Genomic DNA, 17,403 nt, shown 5'->3' on the forward strand with positions numbered 1-17,403 from the left:
GCTAGCCTCCGCCCGTGCAGCTTGCGTCGTCCTCGCCGTCCCTTGTCACTGCCGACGAGGACCCGACACTGCGGGCGACGGTACTGGATCTCTTCAGCGGCGCTGGCGGGATGACCGAGGGATTCCACGCGTCCGGTCCGTTTCAGACGGTGCAGGCCGTGGAGATGGACGCGGCCGCGGCGGCCAGCTATGCCGCGACGTTCGGCGACATCGTGCACGTGGGACCGATCGGGGAGTGGTTGGCGACCTGTGAGGTTCCCTCCGTCGACGTCGTCATCGGCGGTCCGCCGTGTCAGGGATTCTCGACCCTGGGAAAGCAGGACGCGGAGGACGCGCGAAACGCGCTGTGGCGGGACTACGCACAGACCATCGTTCGGGCGGCTCCCAAGTACTTCGTCCTCGAGAACGTCGGCGCCTTCCTCGCGTCGGAGCAGTTCGGAGATCTCCGAGAGGCCACCGGAGTCGGCGGACTGCTGGCCGACTACGCGTTCGAGGCTGCCGTGCTGAACGCGGCAGACTTCGGCGCCGCGCAGGCTCGCCGACGAACCATCCTGATCGGGCATCACCGAGACCTACCCGCCCCCGGACTTCCCTCGAAGACGCACGCCGGGCGGCACGTGCCTCTGTCGGCGGTGCTCAAGCGGGTTCGTCCCCAAGTGGCTTCGACGGAGCTTCCGGAGCGCAGCAAGACTGTCGGGGGCCGGGTCCGGCCGGGCCCCTTCTTGACCACCGAGCTGCACGTCGGCCGTACCTACTCGGCGACGTCTATGGCTCGAATCCGTTCCATTCCTCCGGGGGGAAATCGGTTCGACATTCCGGAGAACTTGCTTCCCCCGTGCTGGCAGAAGCACAAGAGGGGGTCGGCGGACGTGATGGGCCGGCTCCGGTGGGACAAACCGTCCGTCACCATCCGGACCGAGTTCTTCAAGCCGGAGAAGGGTCGGTACCTGCACCCGACCGAGGACCGCGCGCTCACGCACTACGAGGCGGCGTTGATTCAGGGCTTCCCGAAGACCCACCGGTGGGTGGGGTCGAAGACAGCCATCGCCCGCCAGATCGGTAACGCCGTTCCGATCCCTCTGGGGCGAGCCATCGCCAACCACCTGGCCGAGGCGATGCGCCTGTCCCGACCCGACGGCGGCGCGGAGACGCGGCCGCTGGTGGCCTGAGGCTTGGTTGCGGCCCCACGAACCGGCGGCACTCTGTCGCCGCGGGGGGTTCCGTGGTGAGATCCGAACCCACGGGGACTCGCAGCCGACGCGTGCTTCGGGTGGGGCGCTGTTCCTGTCCGGTCCCATCACGGAGGAGCTGACATGCAGGCCCAGACGCACACACCCGCGGCAATCTTCGGGAGCCACATCCGCTACGTCGTTCCGCTCTTCCAGCGGCGCTACGTCTGGGATCAAGCGGAGCAGTGGGCGCCGCTCTGGGACGACGTGCGAGCACTCGCCGAGAAGGTGCTGGAGACGCCGTCCGGATACGGAGCTCCTCCGGTGTCGCCTCACTTCCTCGGCGCCATCGTCGTCGACCAGCAGTCGAACCCATCGGGCTTCATTCAGGTGCGTCACGTCATCGACGGGCAGCAGCGGCTGACCACCCTCCAGCTGCTGCTCGACGCCGCCCAAGAGGTGACCGAGAAGCACGGTGCCCCACTGGACGCCGAGACGCTGAAAGTTCTCGTGCTCAATCAGCCGCAGGTGACGCAGTCCCCCGACGAGGTCTTCAAGGTCTGGCCCACCGACCGGGACCAGGACGCCTTTAGGGCGGCAATGACCAACGATTCAGTCGTCACGCCCGAGCTGGCCACCTCGCGCATCGCAAGAGCTCATTCGTTCTTCGTCGATCAGATCACTGAGTGGTGTGAGCCGGCCGGCGATCCGGACAAGGTGGCGGCGCGGCTGAAGGCACTGGCGCAGGCGCTGCACGCGCATCTCAAGCTGGTCGTGATCGACCTCGAGCCGGGGGACAACGCTCAGGTCATCTTCGAGACCCTCAACCACAGGGGATCCCGGCTTCTCGCCGCGGACCTGGTAAAGAACCTGCTCTTCCAGACGGCGCAGATCCAGCAGCTTGACGTCGCCAGCCTGTACAAGCAGTACTGGCGTCCGCTCGATGAGGACTATTGGCGCGAACTAACGGCTCAGGGGCGGTTGTACCGCCCCCGCATCGACGTCTTCCTGAACTACTGGCTAGTCATGAAGCTGCTTCGGGAGGTTCCGGCCGATCGCATCTTCATCGACTTCCGGGACCAGGTCGCCGCTTCGAGGGCGCGCGAGCTGCCCGAGCTGCTGGCGGAGGTGGCCGCGGACGCAGCGGTCTTCTCCAGCCTCGACTCATTGCCGGCCGGGTCGGCTCCCGCCCGGTTCTACTACCGGGTGATCCGTGCGCTGGACACACGATCGGTCATGCCGGTGTTCCTGTGGCTGATGCGGTGGTCCGCAGAGGAGTTGCCTCTCGAGCAACGGGACAAGGCGCTCAACGCCATCGAGTCCTGGCTAGTACGTCGAACTTTGGCCCGGTTGACCGGCAAGAACGTCAACCTGGTAGTGCTCGAGCTGTTGAGGGCGCTCGATGAAGCTGGGCCAGCGGACGCCGGGGACCGGACGGAGAGGTTCCTGGTTGAGCAGACGGCGGACTCCCGACTCTGGCCCCGCGACGAGCTGATAAGGGAATCCCTGGCGACGGCTCCGGTGTACACGTCGCTGGTGCGCGCGCGAGTCCGGATGCTCCTGGAGGCGCTTGAGGACGATCTGCGGACCGCGTACGGAGAAGGGCAGCCAGCGCCACGAGAGCTCACGGTCGAGCACATCCTTCCGCAGAAGTGGCGGGAGAACTGGCCGCTGTCCCCGGATGATCTGGCGGGCGCGATCGCGCGCGACCGACTGCTTCATGTGCTCGGAAACCTGACCCTGGTGAGCGGGGGGCTCAACCCGGCGCTCTCCAACCGGCCGTGGACTCGCGACGACGGAAAGGGTAAACGTGACTACCTGCTCGAGCACAGCGCCCTGAAACTCAACGCAAAGCTCGTGACGCAGCACCACGAAGCGTGGACTGAGGACGACATCCGTGCCCGCACGACCGCGCTGACTGAAAGGGTGCTGACCCTGTGGCCGCGCCCCGACAGCCCTTCACCCGCAGATGCCTCCGCTGTGTCGCCTGAGGAGGCGGGGGCAGAGCCTGCGGAGGCTGTCGACGAGGAAGTGGACGATTCGAGCGTGCCGTCGCACACGGGGAAGTATCGGAAGCTGTGGGAGTGGCTGCGGGCCCAGGACGCCGACGAGATTCCGCTGACCTTCGAAGAGGTCGAAGAAGTCCTCGGTATCCCACTACCGCCGTCGGCCCGACTGCACATGCCGCACTGGTACGGCTACGAGGGGACCGCGCTTGGTCGAGCCATCCGCGACGCTGGGTGGAAGGCTTCGATGGTCGATCTGCAGGAGCAACGGGTGACCTTCGTGCCGGGCGCCTGAGCCGTCGGCACACCAGCCTACGAGCAGCGGCAGGTAGCGGTCAGGCTCGCTCGTACGCCACACGACGGACAGAGATCTGTCGTCGGTTCAATTCGGCTTCTCTGCGCTGCTGCCGAGACGCGGAACACCATGGCGGGTTTGCGAGGCGGCGGCACAGGAGTCGCCTTGCGCTTCCAGAACGAATGGGGGTGGGCGAGCACCTGAGCTACTTGTGCTCTTGTCACGTTCAGGCCGTTCCCCCGCAGGTGGCGCGCGAGGCGCTTGTAGCTGACACCGGGGTTGGCCTTCGCGAGGCGGCGAATCGTCGCCTCGAGCTCCTCAGCAGCGCTCGGTCGTTTCGCTCGGCGAGCGCGGGCAGGCTGCTGCGCCGTGGGGGTCTTGCTGCGGGACACGGGAACGCGAGCCGTCTGCTTGGCCGCGGAACCGGCGGTCCTGCGAACACCTCGAGATGCAGCGACGCTGGCCCGGCGGCGTTGCGAGCGAGTCGTCGACGTGCCGGCCGCCTGCAAGTCCCACGGTGCCGGACGCTCCACGACCTCGTCGTCCAGGTGGTCTCCCAGCGATGAATCGGAGTGATCCTGGAACCAGCCGTTAATGGAACGCGCCATGCTGCCCTCCCGAAGCGTCCGACGAGGACACATCACCATGAAGGAGTGACGAATATCCAGCAGACGTGACGGCAGCACCAGATCGGGCTACTGGTTGAGGTGACCACCCGTCAATTAGTTGCCAGTACACCGAGTTGCCGGGCTCGCGCTCGCGTCAATGTGAGCTCTGCGGTGGCTATTCCTCCGTCATACGAGGCGTCTCGGCCTCTGATCTCGCGCGCATTCGGTCAAGGGTCGTAGTGAAGCTGGCGTTCCACAGGCCGAGGTGGGGCCAGCGGGCGGCGACGTGAGCCGTCGCCTCGTCGGCCGTCATGCCCTCGGTGCGCATCAGCCAGGCTCGCAGCACCAGTCCGGTCCGCGACGCGCCGCCGTGGCAGTGCACCAGCAGCCGGTGGCCCTCGGCGCGCAGCGCTGCCATGTCGTCGAGGACGTCGGCCAGTACGACGTCCAGGTCGCTGTTGTGCTCGTTGTCGGCGACGTACGCCATCCGCTGCAGCTCGTGCTCGAAGGGCTCGCCCAGCCGGCACAGCGAGATGACGGCGAAGTCCTTCTCGCTGTACCGCGCCCCGTCCAGGTTGGCCGCCCAGATGCCCGGCAGCACCTCCGCCGGCCCGATCCGCGGGATCACGCCCGGGTCGTAGCTCTGCTGCGCCGCGCCGTCCAACGCCGCCGCCAGCTGCTGCAGGTCCGCCAGCCGCCACAGCTTGTCGGAAAGCCCAGGCACCCGGCCGTGCACCACCGACGCCCACCGACTCGGGATCCCGCCCATGCCGAACACCGCCCCGGCCAGCCCGCCGGCCACGCACGCGACCGTGTCGGTGTCGCCGCCCAGGTCGATCACCAGCCGCAGCACCTCGGCGAAGTCGCGCCCGTTCCGCAGCGCCCACACCGCCTGCCCCAGCGTCGGCCACACCGCGCCGTTCGACTCCGTGGCGTCAGCCGGCGTCCAGTCCTCAGCCAGCACGGAAGCCCACCGCTCCCGGTGCTCCTCGGCCACCAGCTCCAGCGCCGACGGAACGGCCGCCAGCAGGTCCCCGCCGTCCAGCGCCACCCGCATCAGCTCATGGAAGATGGCGCAACCCTCACCGGCCGCCGGGTCACCATGCGTCAGCGCCGAGATTCGCCGGGCGGCGTCCATCGACGCCGCCGTCCCGGAGCGGGAGAACCAGATCGCCGCCGGCGTCGTCCGCATCAGCGAGCCGTTGCCCGCTGCGTGTCCCAACCGCGCGAAGTGCTCGGCCGCAGCCGAGGACCACGGCAACCCTGAGCCCAGCACGGCTCGGGTCTGGTTGCCGATGTCCGGCGGCCCGGCCGCCGCCCACTGCGAGAACCGGTCGAACACGTCCGCCAGGTCCAGCCCGCCGGACGACACCAGCGACGACGCCACCATCAGGGCCATCTGGGTGTCGTCGGTGAACTCGCCCGGCTCCCAGCCCAGCGACCCGCCGCCGCACATCTCCGTCTTCGACCCGCGCGCCGGCACCGGGAAGCGCGCGGAGAAGGCCCCCGGCGGGCCGAACTCGAACGGCGCCCCGAGCGCGTCACCGACGGCCGAGCCGACGAGCGCGCCGGCGACGCGGTGGCTGCGGTGCATGGACTGCGGCACGGACACTCCTCGAGGACGGCGGACCCGCCACAGCATCCCTCGGCACCTCTCCGGCAGCCCCGGCGCGACACGGATCGGCTCAGTTGTCCCGTCCGTCCCAGCCGACGTGGGCGTTTGCCGCGAGTTCCCCCGACATGCGGCGATCGCTTCGTACGCTGACGAAAACCTCCATGGAAGGAACGGTGGCGTGGCCAAGCACCTGCTCGACGAGACGGCCGAATTCCGGATGCCCGGCCTCGGCCGGCACACCTCCCCGGACACGGGCGAGCTCGAGGTGACCCAGCGGATGGAGCCCCTCGACCAGCCGGGCCGGGCGCACCGCCCCCGGCCCGACGACCAGCGGGCGCGCTGACCGACCCCATTCCAACGCGACGCGGAGGCGGAGGACGGCGTGGTGCGCACGCCGTCCCCGTCCCGCTCTGTCGCGGAGGTGGCGTGGCCGGTCGTCAGACAGCGGCGCGTGCGCGAGGATTGCTCACCGCCGATGAGCTGGTGACCGCCGTCACAGCAGTGTCAGGGCCGCGTGCGAGCATCGCCGGGTGGCCGCTCCTTCCCGTCTGCTGATCGCCAACCGCGGAGAGATCGCCGTCCGCATCGCCCGCGCCGCGGCGGCCGAGGGCATTACGACCGTCGCCGTCACCGCGTCCGACGAGCCAGACGCCGCCCACCTCGCCGCCGCCGACGAGACCTACGTCCTTCCGGGCAGCGGCCCGGCCGCCTACCTCGACGCCGCCGCGGTCGCGCAGGCCGCCGTCGCTACCGGCTGCGACCTGCTCCACCCCGGCTACGGCTTCCTCTCGGAGAGCCCCGACCTCGCCCAGGCCTGTGCGGACGCCGGGCAGCGGCGCGGCGCTCCGCTCCTCTTCGTCGGGCCCAGCGCGCCGGTCCTGGCGACGCTCGGCGACAAGGTGCTCGCGCGCGGACTCGCGGAGAAGGCGGGCATCCCCGTGCTGGCCGGCGTCGGGTCAGGTGTGGACGTCGACACCGTCAGCAGCCTGCTGGCCGAGGCCGGCGCCGTCATGCTCAAGCCCCGCTTCGGCGGCGGTGGCCGCGGCACCCGCATCGTCCGCCGCGGCGACGACGTCGCGGCGGCGATCCGCAGCGCCGGGGCGGAGGCGCGCGCGGCATCCGGCGACGCCACCCTGCTCGCCGAGGCCTTCCTCGACCCCGCCCGGCACATCGAGGTCCAAGTGCTCGGCGACGGACATGGGGACGTCGTCGTCCTCGGTGACCGGGACTGCTCCCTGCAGCGCTCCCGCCAGAAGATCGTCGAGATCGCCCCGGCACCCGACCTGCCCGACGACGTGCGCGTCCGGCTGCACGCCGCGGCCGCCCGGCTGACCGCGGAGGTGGGGCTGCGCGGCCTCGCCACCGTCGAGTTCCTCGTCTCCGCCGACGACGCCGAGCGCTACGTCTTCCTCGAGTGCAACCCGCGCCTGCAGGTGGAGCACACCGTCACCGAGGAGACGACCGGGCTCGACCTGGTCCGCCTGCAGTTGCGCGTCGCCACCGGCGCCACTCTCGCCGACCTCGGCCTCGCCGCCGGCGCACCGGCGCCCCGGGGTGTCGCGGTCCAGGCCCGCGTCAACGCCGAGACCGTCACCGCCGACGGCACCCTGCTCCCGTCCGCGGGCACCATCCGCGACCTCGCCCTTCCCGGCGGGCCCGGCGTGCGGGTCGACACCGCGGCCCGGCCCGGCGCCGAGCACAGCCCGCGCTACGACTCGCTGCTGGCCAAGGTGGTCGTGCACGAGCGGCAGGGCGACCTCGGCGACGCCATGCGCCACCTCGGTCGTGCACTCGCCGAGGTCGACGTCCGCGGCGTCGCCACGAACACCGGCTTCCTCCGCGCCCTGCTTGCCGACCCCGACGTCCTGGCCGGCCGGGCCACCACCACCTTCGTCGACGACCGCGTCGCGCAGCTGGTCGCCGCCGCCGAGCAGTACGCCGGCCCGGAGCCATACCGAGAGCAGATCCAGCTCGACCCCGACGAGGACGCCCTTCGTGCACCGGTGCCCGGCACCGTCGTCTCCGTCGAGGCGCCGGCCGGCACGACGGTCGAGCCCGGGGGAGCGGTGCTCGTCCTGGAGGCGATGAAGATGGAGCACGTCGTCCCGCTGCCGGCCGGCGGCACCGTCCTCCGCGTCGCCGTCCGCGTGGGCGACACGGTGCGGCAGGGCGACGTGCTCGCCACCGTCGAGCACTCCGACGGCGACGTCGCCGAGTCGACCGGCCTGCCCGACGACCTCGACGCCGCGCGCGCCGACCTGGCCGAGGTGCGACGGCGCCACGAGCAAGGCCTGGACGCCCACCGCACCGAGGCGGTGGCCAAGCGGCACGCTAAGGGCCGGCGCACTGCCCGCGAGAACCTCGCCGACCTGGTCGACGAAGGCAGCTTCCTCGAATACGGGCCGCTGGTGTTCGCCGCCCAGGAGCGCCGCCGCAGCCGGGAGGAGCTGCAGGAACGCACTCCGGCCGACGGCGTCGTCGGCGGGCTGGCCGACGTCAACGGCGACCTGGTCGGCCGCGAGCGCAGCGCGGCGGTCGTCGTCTCCTACGACTACACCGTGCTCGCCGGCACCCAGGGCCATCGCGGCCACCTCAAGAAGGACCGGCTGTTCGAGCTGGCGGAGAAGCGGCGGCTGCCCGTCGTCCTCTTCGCCGAGGGCGGCGGCGGGCGGCCCGGCGACACCGACTACCCGACCGCCTCCGCGCTCGACACCGCGGCGTTCGCCCTCTTCGGCCGGCTCTCCGGGCTCGTCCCGACCGTGGGCATCGCCAGCGGTCGCTGCTTCGCGGGCAACGCCGCGCTGCTCGGCACCTGCGACGTCGTCATCGCCACCGAGGACGCCAACATCGGCATGGGCGGCCCGGCGATGATCGAGGGCGGCGGGCTCGGCGTGGTCTCCCCGGAGGAGATCGGGCCGATCGACGTCCAGCACGCCAACGGCGTGGTCGACATCCGGGTCGCCGACGACGCGGCCGCTGTCGCCGCGGCCCGGAAGTACCTCGGCTACTTCCAGGGGCCGGTCGCCGACTGGACCGCGCCGGACCCGCGCGTGCTCCGCCACCTGATCCCGGAGAACCGCAAGCGCGTCTACGACATGCGCACCGTGCTGCACGCCCTGGCAGACGTCGACTCGGTGCTCGAACTCCGCGACGGCTGGGGCGCGGGGATGATCACCGCGCTCGCCCGGGTCGAGGGCGCGCCGGTCGGCGTGATCGCCAACGTGCCGACCCACCTCGGCGGCGCGATCGACGCCGACGCCGCCGACAAGGCCGCCCGCTTCCTGCAGCTCTGCGACGCCCACGGGCTGCCGGTCGTCTCGCTCTGCGACACCCCGGGCTTCATGGTCGGCGTCGAGTCGGAGAAGACGGCCACCGTCCGCCACTTCTCCCGGCTCTTCGTGGTCGGCGCCAACCTGTCGGTCCCGATCGGGACGGTGGTCGTGCGCAAGGCGTACGGCCTCGGCGCGCAGGCCATGGCCGGCGGCAGCACGAAGGTGCCGCGCTTCACCGTCGGCTGGCCGTCGAGCGAGTTCGGCCCGATGGGCCTGGAGGGCGCGGTGCGGCTCGGCATGCGCCGCGAACTGGAGGCCATCGAGGACGACGCCGAGCGGCAGGCCGCGTTCGAGGCCGCCGTCGCGGCTTCCTACGAGCGGGGACACGGCCTCAACGTCGCCGCCCACTGGGAGATCGACGACGTCATCGATCCCGCCGACACCCGCCGCTGGATCACCACGCTGACGCGCGAGGTGGCGGCCACCCCGCGGCCACCGGGGCGGGTCCGCCCCAACGTCGACACCTGGTGACCGGTTTCGCGGGTCGCCCGGCCGGCACTGTCGGGCCTGCTGCTCGGGCACCACGTCGAAGGAACTCCCGGCAGCGGGGGACGGCGCCCGGCGATGCGGCCGCCCGGCGACCGCCGTCGTTTCACGATGCGGGCGGTGGGCAGGTGCTCGTCATGGGACGACGACCGGACGTGGACTCGTGACCGTGCGCGGCGTGCTCCAACGGGCGCTGAAGGCCGTCGAACGCTGGGAGATCCTCGATGCGCCGAGCTACCCGATCGAGCACGGCGTCTCGCTGACCTTCCTGCTCACCGGCCGCTACGCCCGCCCGCTGCAGGACCTGCTGCACGGCGTCTGGCTCGGCCACCCCCTGCACCCGGCCTTGGTCACCGTGCCGATCGGCTCCTGGAGCGCAGCCCTCGCCTTCGACGTCCTCGACGCGACCGGGCGCAACAAGGCCGCGGGCGACGCCGCCCGCACCGCCGTCAAGCTCGGCGTGGCCGGCGCCGTCGCCTCCGCGGCCACCGGGCTCACCGACTGGCAGCACGCCCACGACCAGGCGCGCCGCGTCGGCCTGGTGCACGCCGGCCTGAACAGCACCGCGCTCGGCCTCTACGCCTGGTCGCTCGCCGACCGGGCCCGCGGCCGCGCCGTCCGCGCCCGCGTCACCGCCGCCACCGGGTACGCGATCACCCTGGCCAGCGCGTGGCTCGGCGGCGCCCTCTCCTACCGGCACGGGATGGGCACCGACCACGCCGCCCGCAGCTACGAGCCGCGGCAGTTCGTGGACGTCGCCGCCGTGGCCGACCTGCCCGACGGCGAGCCCGTGCCGGTCGACGCCGACGGCATGCCGGTGGTGCTCGTCGCCACCGGCGGGACGGTCCAGGCCGTCGGCGGCCGCTGCCCGCACCAGGCCGGCCCCCTCGGCGAGGGCTGGCTGCACCGCGGCGAGTTGGTCTGCCCCTGGCACGGCTCGCGCTTCGACCTCGCCACCGGCGAACCCACCCAGGGGCCGTCCACCGCACCGCTGCCCTGCTTCGACGCGCGCGTCCGCGACGGCCGGGTCGAGGTCCGCCGCCGCGCGGAGTGGCGCTCGCCCACCGCACTCACCACGGTCCAGGAGGCATCCCGATGAAGGCCGACGAGGTCCTGACCGCCCACCACGACGTCCTCCGCGGCCTGCTCCGCGACCTGGCGGAGACCACCGGCGAGGAGGTCGGCCGGCGCGAGGAGCTGCGCAGCCGGCTCGTGCGCGAGCTGGAGATCCACACCCAGATCGAGGACGAGCTGTTCTACCCCGCCGTCGTCGACGTCTCGCCGCTGCTGTCGCTCGCGCACGCCGAGCACCGCCAGATCGACGACCAGCTGGCCATCGTCATGCGCACCGCACCCGACGATCCCGAGTTCGTGACCGAGGTGCGCATGCTGGAGAAGACGCTGCGCCACCACACGATGGAGGAGGAGCAGCGCATGTTTCCCCAGTCGCACGCGCTCGGCGTGGACCGGCTCGAGGAGCTCGGCCGCCAGTTGCAGGAGCGGCAGCGGGAGCTGGCCGACAGCGGCGGCATGCGGCTGATCGTCCGGCTCAAGCGGGCGGTGCTCCGCCTGGTGTGAGCCGCCGAGCCGGCTCGTGCGAGCCGGCCGGGGGCGCCGGGTCAGTCCCCGGGGACGACGACGGCGCGGCCGCGGATCGTGCCCTCGTGCAACCGCCGGTAGGCCTCCGGCGCCTCGTCGAGGGTGAACCGCTCCACCTCGACGTGGATCGCCCCGCAGCGCGCGAGGTCCAGCACCTCCAACAGCTCCGCCCGCGTGCCCCAGTACGGCGCTCGCACCGTCGCGCCCATCGGCGTCGAGAAGAAGCCCGTCGGCAGCGTTCCGCCGCCGATGCCGACGATCTGGATGACTCCGTCCATCGCCACCGTCTGCCGGGCGATCTCCAGCGTCGGCGGCGCACCCACGAAGTCGAAGACGGCCTGCGCGCCCACCCCGCCGGTCAGCTCACGGATCGAGGCGGCGGCCGACTCGTCCGACTTCAGCGCGCGGTGCGCCCCCACCGAACGGGCCAGCTGGAGCTTCTCCTCGCTCACGTCCAGTGCGATCACCGTCGCTCCGGTGATCGCCCGCAGGATCTGGATGCCCACGTGCCCGAGCCCGCCCACACCGATCACCACCGCGGTCGAACCGGCCGGCAGCGCGCCGAGCGAGGAGACGATCGCGTGATACGGCGTCAGCCCCGCGTCGGTCAGCGACACCGCGGCCACCGGGTCGAGGTCGCCCAGCGGCACCAGGTGCCGGACGTCGTCGACGATCAGGTACTCGGCCAGCGCACCCGGCGCGCCCAGCCCGGGCGGCTGGATGCCCAGCGCCGAGGCGCGCGGGCAGTAGTTCTCCGCACCCTTCGAACAGGCGTGGCACTGCCCGCAGCCCCACGCCCCGTACACGGCCATCGAGTCGCCGATCGACACCCCGGTCGCGCCCGGACCGAGCGCATCGACCACGCCCACGCCCTCGTGCCCGAGCGTCATCGGCAGCGGGAACGCACCCTCCGGCAGGCTCATCACGAACTCGTCGGAGTGGCACAGCCCCGCGGCGGTCACCTTCAGCCGCACCTGACCCGGGCCCGGCTCCGGCGTCGGGATCTCGACCACCTCGGGCTCGCTGCCGACGGACCGGTACTGAACAGCGCGCATGCGAACTCCTCCGAGGACGACGTCACCCCGACCCTAGGACCCCGCGTCGACAGGTCGACCGTCGGAACCCAGGGCTAGGGTCCGAGCCGCCGTCCCCACCGCCCCGTCCAGGAGACCTCGTGCCCCGGCCCCACCCCACCCGCCCGCAGCCGCTCCCGCGCCCGGCCCGCCTGGCCGCCGCCGCGCTGGGCCGCCGGTGGAAGCTGCCCGCCCCGCAGAACCGGGTGCAGGTGCTGCGCGGGGTCGACATCGCGATGCGCGACGGCACCACCCTGCGGGCCGACGTCTACCTGCCCGCCACGGGTGGCCCGCACCCGACGGTGCTGATCCGCTCCCCGTACGGCCGCGGCGCCGGGTTCGCCCTCTCGGCGGTGCCGTACGCCGAGCGCGGCTACGCGGTGGTGCTGCAGAGCGTCCGCGGCACGTTCGGCTCCGGCGGCGAGTTCACCCCCGTCGTCCACGAGGAGCACGACGGACAGGACACCGTCGCCTGGCTGCGCGACCAGCCGTGGTTCGACGGCCGGCTCGGCACCCTCGGGCCCAGCTACCTCGGCTACACGCAATGGGCCCTGGCGCTCGACCCGCCGCCCGAGCTCGAGGCGATGGTGCTGCACATCGGCCCGCACGACCTCGCCCAGGCCGGGATGATCGACGGCGCCTTCCAGCTCACCAACCTCGCCATCTGGACCGATCTCATCGCCCACCAGGAGCAGGTCGGCTTCCTCCGCGGCCTCCTCCGGCTGACGACGGCGGAGCGGCGGCTGAGCCCTCACCTCGGCGAGCTGCCGCTGCAGGGCCTGGCCGAGCGCTTCGGTGGCACCCCGGCGCCGTGGTTCGACGAGTGGCTGAACCACCCGGACCTCACCGACCCCTACTGGGACCGCTACCGCGCCACCCCGGCCGTCCACTCGAGCACCGTGCCCACGATGCTCATCGGCGGCTGGCAGGACTGGTTCGTCGAGCAGACGCTCTACCAGTACGCGGCGCTGCGCGAACGCGGCGTCGACGTCGCGCTCACCCTCGGCCCGTGGGCACACCTCACCATCGACCCGGCGGTGACCACGCCGGAGAGCCTGGCCTGGCTGAACACCCACCTGCCCGTCGACGGCGCAGAGCCCGCCCCGCCGCGGCCGGAGCCCGTGCGGGTGCACGTCAGCGGCGCACGCACCTGGCGCACCCTGCCCGACTGGCCGCCGGCCACCACCGACCGCACCTTCCACCTCGCCCCGGACGGCCGGCTGGCCGACGACGCCCCGACGCAACGAGGGGAGACGCCCTTCACCTACGACCCGCTGGACCCGACGCCCTCGGTCGGCGGGCGGGTGCTCGCCGGCAGCGCGGGTCAGCGGGACAACCGGGAGCTCGAGGCGCGCGACGACGTCCGCACCTTCACCACGCCGCCGCTGCGGCAGCCCGTCGAGGTGCAGGGCGGGGCGCGCGTCCGGCTCGTCGTCGAGTCGGACAACCCGTACGCCGACCTGTTCGTCCGGCTCTGCGACGTCGAGCCGAACGGCCGGTCGCTCAACGTCACCGACCGCCTCGTGCGGCTCGATCCGGCACCGGGGGAGGAGCCGGCCGCCGGGCAGCGGACGGTCGAGCTCACCCTGGTCGAGACGGCGCACCGCTTCCGCGCCGGGCACCGCATCCGGCTGCAGGTCTCCGGCGGCGCCCATCCCCGCTACGCCCGCAACCTCGGCACCGGGGAGCCGCTGGGCGAGGCGACGACGGGCGTTCCGGTCACCCACCGGATCTGCCTCGGCGGGCCCTCGCCGTCGTCGCTCACCCTGCCGACCGGCTGACGTCGGGGGCGCGTGCGCGCGGGACTCATCCCGGCGGGTAGGTGTGACGGCGTGACGCACTCAAGCCGGGCGCCCGATCTGCCGACGACTTCGAGGTGAGCAGGTCCGCGGCGCCCGACGTGGCGACGACGCGCGTCATGGCACGAATTCTGGCGACCTTCTACGCCTTCGGCGGCTCGGCCGGCCTGCTCATCACCCTCGACGCCGAGCCCGGTTCCCGCCGGTCGATCCTGACCGTCCTGGCGGGGGTGGCGCTCCTCTCGGCGGTCGTCGTCGGCCGGTGGGGATCCCGCTGGCCGCGCGCCTTCTTCCACGTCGCGGTGGGTGGGGCCACGGTGCTCATCGTCAGCGCGGTGGCCCTCGCACCGAACCCCGTGACATCGCTGGCCGCCGCGACCCTGATCACCTTCGTCGTCGTCGACGCGCACTTCTTCTTCTCCGCGCGACAGGCCCACGCCCACCTGGGCATCGCGGTCGTCGGCATCACTGCGGCGCTGGTCGCCGGCGACGTCGGGCTGGGGACGGCGCTGGGCCTGGACCTCGTGCTGGTCAGCATCGGCACGGTCATCCGGCAGTTGGTCACCCTGGCCTCGGACGCCAGCCGCGACCCGCTGACCGGGCTGAGCAACCGGCGCGGGTTCGACCGGGCGCTCGAGGAGCTGATGTCGGAGGCCGCCCGGAGCGGCGAGCCGCTGTCCGCGGTGCTCATCGACGTCGACCACTTCAAGGCGGTCAACGACACCTACGGCCACGAGGAGGGCGACCGGGTGCTGCGCCGGGTCGCCGACGTGTGGCGCGGCGAGGTGCCGGAGCGGGCCTTCCTGGCCCGCCACGGCGGCGACGAGTTCTCCCTGCTGCTCCCCGGCACACGCGGCCCGGCGGCGCTCGCCCTCGTCCGCCGGGTGTGCGCCCTCGACCCGGCGGTCTCGCTCTCCTGCGGCGTGGCCGAGTACCGCACCGGCGACAGCGCGTCCCAGCTGATGCGCAGCGCCGACCGCGCGCTGTACGACGCCAAGATCCTCGGGCGCGGCCGGGCCGAGTTGGTCACGGACGCCTCCGCGACCCGACCGGACGGCTCGACCAGCTGGACGCCCCCGCGCGCCTGAGCCTCAGCCGGTCCCTTCGGCAGCGATCAGCTCGGCGATCTCGTCCGGCCGGGTGGTGCAGTCGTCGCCCGACGGTTCCTGGTCGGAGGCCGAGCCGGTGATGCCGATGTCCTCGACCGGCTGGGTGCCGAGCCGGTCCAGGTGCCGCGGCACCCGCGCCTCCGCGTTGAGCACGTGCGACCGGGACAGCCAGCCCATGCCGTCGTCCACCTCGAAGTCCATGCCGCCGCCGGGCGCGCGCTGCACGTGCCCGGGGGAGGGCAGCAGGCCGACGATGCGCACGGCCTGCGCCTGGGACAGGTCCCGCGGCGCGACGTCGAAGTAGTACCAGGAGGCCGCGCAGACGCCGTAGAGCGTCGGGCCGAACTGCGCGTAGTTGACGTAGAGCTCCAGCATCCGGCGGTCGTCGATCAGCGCCGCCACCTCCACCGACATCAGCGCCTCGACGCCCTTCCGGAACGCGCTCAGCTCCTGGTTGAGGAAGAGGTTCTTGGTCACCTGCTGCGGGATGGTGGACCCCGACGGGTCGTCCTCGCCGGCGAGGTGCGCCTGCGCCCGGTCCCAGAGGTCGGACCACTCGAAGGCGCCGGAGCGGGTGGGCAACGCTGCGTCCTCGTGCGCGATGACCGCGGCCAGGAACGTGCGGGAGACGTGCTCGACCGGCACCGACTGCTGGATGGCGCCGTCGGGGTTGGCCGACATGAAGGCAGTCGTCGGCGGGTCCACCCAGCGCAGGGAGAGGACGACCAACGCCTGGACGACGGCGAGCACCACCAGCAGGCGCGCCACCCGGCGCAGGATCCGACGGCGCGGGCGCCCGGTGCGGGCCGGCCGGCCGCGGCGACCGGCTTCCGGCGCGGTCCCCTCGGGCGGGAAGGGTCGGTCGGGCGGGAAGGGGCGGACGGGCGGGAAGGGCCGCGCGGGCGGGGTGCCGTACCGGGCGGCGGCTGGCGGGGCGCCGTACCGGTCGCCCGCCGGGGGAGCGCCGTACCAGTCGTTCCCCGACGGCGGGGGGCGGTCGAACCGCGGTCGACGCACGGGCCGGCCGTACTCGTCGTATCTGTCGTGCTCGGACGGCACATATCCGTCGTACCGGTCGTCCTCGGGCGGCGGCGCGTACCCGGACGGTCCCGGGCCGGCCGGGCCGCGGCGGAACCGGCGGGTCGGTGGGGGATCCGGCTCGTAGGAGCCCATGAGGTGCTGCTCCTCTGGTCGGTGTCGGTCGCGAGGGTAGGTCGGCGACCTGTGAGCCGGGCTCTCCGCGCGAGATCGCGCGGTGCTCCGGGACGGGTCAGCCCGCGGTGCCCAGCCAGGCCTCGATCCGGTCGAGTTCGGCGTGGGTGAGTCCGCGCGTGTAGTGCGGTGCCACGACCAGCACCTGGCCGTTCGCGGCCAGCCAGTCGCGGGTGTCCTCGGCCTGGTCGGCGAGGTCGTCGTCGACCCAGACGATGCGCCGGCCGGGTTCGGCCTCGGCGAGCGCCTGCGCCGCCGCCAGCTTCCACCACCCGGCGATGCCGCCGAGCGCGCCACCGAACCCGGTGGGCAGGAGGTCGCGGCTGTGCGTGCGCAGTCCGCGGGGCAGCCCGAGCGGCTCGGCCAGCAGCCGGTCGGCCAGCTCGGTCCAGGTGGTCAGCCACTGCAGTTCGACCCGGCCGGACTCGTGCAGCGCCCGCAGCCGGGCGACGACGGCCGGGTCCCACGACAGCACGTAGCCGTTGAAGCGCCCGCGCTGCCAGCCCTCGGGGAGGTCCGGGCGCACGGCGTTGAGCACGCCGTCGACGTCGAGCAGCAGGACGGGCGGGGGAGAGGTCACCCCGTCGTCCTACCCGGGATGTGCCGGGTGGTCGCGACCACGCGTCAGGCGGTGATGGCGTCCCGGCGCTGCAGGCGCAGCCGCCGGCGCTCGCGCTCGGACAGGCCACCCCAGATGCCGAAGCGCTCGTCGTTGGTCAGCGCGAACTCCAGGCACTCGGCCCGGACCTCGCATCCGGTGCAGACGCGCTTGGCGTCGCGGGTGGAGCCGCCCTTCTCCGGGAAGAAGGCCTCCGGGTCGGTCTCGCCGCACAGCGCCGACAGCCGCCACGACTCGTCGCCGCCGGCCGGCGCCGCGGCCCAGGGCTGCGACCAGGAGTCCGCAGCGGGCTCGGACCACGGCTGCGGCCAGGCCGACTCGTCAGCGGCCGGGGAGGAATCGGGAACCAGCGACAGGAAGGGGCGGAACGAAGACACGGAGCACTCCAGGGGAAGTGGGGTGGTGACGGACCAGTACGGGCCGATCTCTCTCCGTAACGCTAACGGCGGCGAACCTCGGAGGCTCCGGCGTAAGCACCCCG

At 72.7% G+C, this 17,403-nt stretch carries 13 protein-coding genes; 8 read left to right on the forward strand and 5 right to left on the reverse strand.

Features of this window, described 5'->3' with window-relative positions:
• Nucleotides 1-14 precede the first annotated feature (14 nt).
• Complete coding sequence (locus tag RM425_RS12200) at nt 15-1,169, forward strand: DNA cytosine methyltransferase (protein ID WP_311345477.1); 1,155 nt, start codon at nt 15-17, stop codon at nt 1,167-1,169.
• Between the two features lie 144 nt (nt 1,170-1,313).
• The gene (locus RM425_RS12205) at nt 1,314-3,470 is read left to right on the forward strand and encodes a DUF262 domain-containing protein (protein ID WP_311345478.1); all 2,157 of its coding nucleotides are present in this window, start codon (nt 1,314-1,316) and stop codon (nt 3,468-3,470) included.
• 783 nt (nt 3,471-4,253) lie between these two features.
• Here the strand turns inward: RM425_RS12205 and RM425_RS12210 are convergent.
• Entirely contained in the window at nt 4,254-5,684 is a 1,431-nt protein-coding gene (locus RM425_RS12210) for an ADP-ribosylglycohydrolase family protein (RefSeq protein WP_311345479.1), read from the reverse strand.
• Nucleotides 5,685-5,871: 187 nt separating this feature from the next.
• On the opposite strand from RM425_RS12210, the gene RM425_RS12215 reads away from it, so the two are divergent.
• The 4 genes from RM425_RS12215 (at nt 5,872) to RM425_RS12230 (ending at nt 11,089) form a co-directional block, all read left to right on the forward strand.
• Nucleotides 5,872-6,036, forward strand: a complete 165-nt coding sequence (locus RM425_RS12215) for a hypothetical protein (RefSeq protein WP_311345480.1) — start codon at nt 5,872-5,874, stop codon at nt 6,034-6,036.
• Between the two features lie 187 nt (nt 6,037-6,223).
• Nucleotides 6,224-9,496 carry an acetyl-CoA carboxylase family protein gene (locus RM425_RS12220; protein ID WP_311345481.1) on the forward strand — a complete coding sequence of 1,091 codons (3,273 nt, stop codon included), beginning with the start codon at nt 6,224-6,226 and terminating at the stop codon, nt 9,494-9,496.
• Between the two features lie 178 nt (nt 9,497-9,674).
• Complete coding sequence (locus tag RM425_RS12225; protein ID WP_311345482.1) at nt 9,675-10,610, forward strand: Rieske 2Fe-2S domain-containing protein; 936 nt, start codon at nt 9,675-9,677, stop codon at nt 10,608-10,610.
• Nucleotides 10,607-11,089 (forward strand): hemerythrin domain-containing protein, encoded by a 483-nt coding sequence (locus RM425_RS12230; RefSeq protein ID WP_311345483.1) that lies wholly within the window; start codon nt 10,607-10,609, stop codon nt 11,087-11,089. The genes RM425_RS12225 and RM425_RS12230 overlap by 4 nt, the downstream gene beginning before the upstream one ends.
• Before the next feature lie 41 nt (nt 11,090-11,130).
• Here RM425_RS12230 and RM425_RS12235 read toward each other — a convergent pair whose 3' ends face one another.
• Nucleotides 11,131-12,165 (reverse strand): NAD(P)-dependent alcohol dehydrogenase, encoded by a 1,035-nt coding sequence (locus RM425_RS12235; RefSeq protein WP_311345484.1) that lies wholly within the window; start codon nt 12,163-12,165, stop codon nt 11,131-11,133.
• 119 nt (nt 12,166-12,284) lie between these two features.
• Between RM425_RS12235 and RM425_RS12240 the strand changes: the two genes are divergently transcribed.
• Together RM425_RS12240 and RM425_RS12245 are read left to right on the forward strand one after the other, a co-directional pair.
• Nucleotides 12,285-13,964 carry a CocE/NonD family hydrolase gene (locus tag RM425_RS12240; protein ID WP_311345485.1) on the forward strand — a complete coding sequence of 560 codons (1,680 nt, stop codon included), beginning with the start codon at nt 12,285-12,287 and terminating at the stop codon, nt 13,962-13,964.
• Between the two features lie 137 nt (nt 13,965-14,101).
• Nucleotides 14,102-15,070 carry a GGDEF domain-containing protein gene (locus tag RM425_RS12245; protein WP_311345486.1) on the forward strand — a complete coding sequence of 323 codons (969 nt, stop codon included), beginning with the start codon at nt 14,102-14,104 and terminating at the stop codon, nt 15,068-15,070.
• A gap of 3 nt (nt 15,071-15,073) precedes the next feature.
• Here RM425_RS12245 and RM425_RS12250 read toward each other — a convergent pair whose 3' ends face one another.
• The 3 genes from RM425_RS12250 to RM425_RS21805 form a co-directional block, all read right to left on the reverse strand.
• Entirely contained in the window at nt 15,074-16,264 is a 1,191-nt protein-coding gene (locus RM425_RS12250; protein WP_311345487.1) for a transglycosylase domain-containing protein, read from the reverse strand.
• 97 nt (nt 16,265-16,361) lie between these two features.
• Entirely contained in the window at nt 16,362-16,883 is a 522-nt protein-coding gene (locus RM425_RS12255; protein ID WP_311345488.1) for an HAD domain-containing protein, read from the reverse strand.
• 44 nt (nt 16,884-16,927) lie between these two features.
• Nucleotides 16,928-17,299 (reverse strand): WhiB family transcriptional regulator, encoded by a 372-nt coding sequence (locus RM425_RS21805; RefSeq protein WP_449495086.1) that lies wholly within the window; start codon nt 17,297-17,299, stop codon nt 16,928-16,930.
• Between the last annotated feature and the right edge of the window lie 104 nt (nt 17,300-17,403).

The sequence above is a fragment of the Blastococcus goldschmidtiae genome (genome assembly GCF_031845325.1).
Lineage (GTDB): Bacteria > Actinomycetota > Actinomycetes > Mycobacteriales > Geodermatophilaceae > Blastococcus > Blastococcus goldschmidtiae.

Coding starts and splice junctions, on each gene's coding strand:
- RM425_RS12205 (WP_311345478.1), top strand. CDS start 1,314: ATGCAGGCCCAGACGCACACACCCGCGGCAATCTTCGGGAGCCACATC.
- RM425_RS12230 (WP_311345483.1), top strand. CDS start 10,607: ATGAAGGCCGACGAGGTCCTGACCGCCCACCACGACGTCCTCCGCGGC.
- RM425_RS12235 (WP_311345484.1), bottom strand. CDS start 12,165: ATGCGCGCTGTTCAGTACCGGTCCGTCGGCAGCGAGCCCGAGGTGGTC.
- RM425_RS12245 (WP_311345486.1), top strand. CDS start 14,102: ATGGCACGAATTCTGGCGACCTTCTACGCCTTCGGCGGCTCGGCCGGC.
- RM425_RS12250 (WP_311345487.1), bottom strand. CDS start 16,264: ATGGGCTCCTACGAGCCGGATCCCCCACCGACCCGCCGGTTCCGCCGC.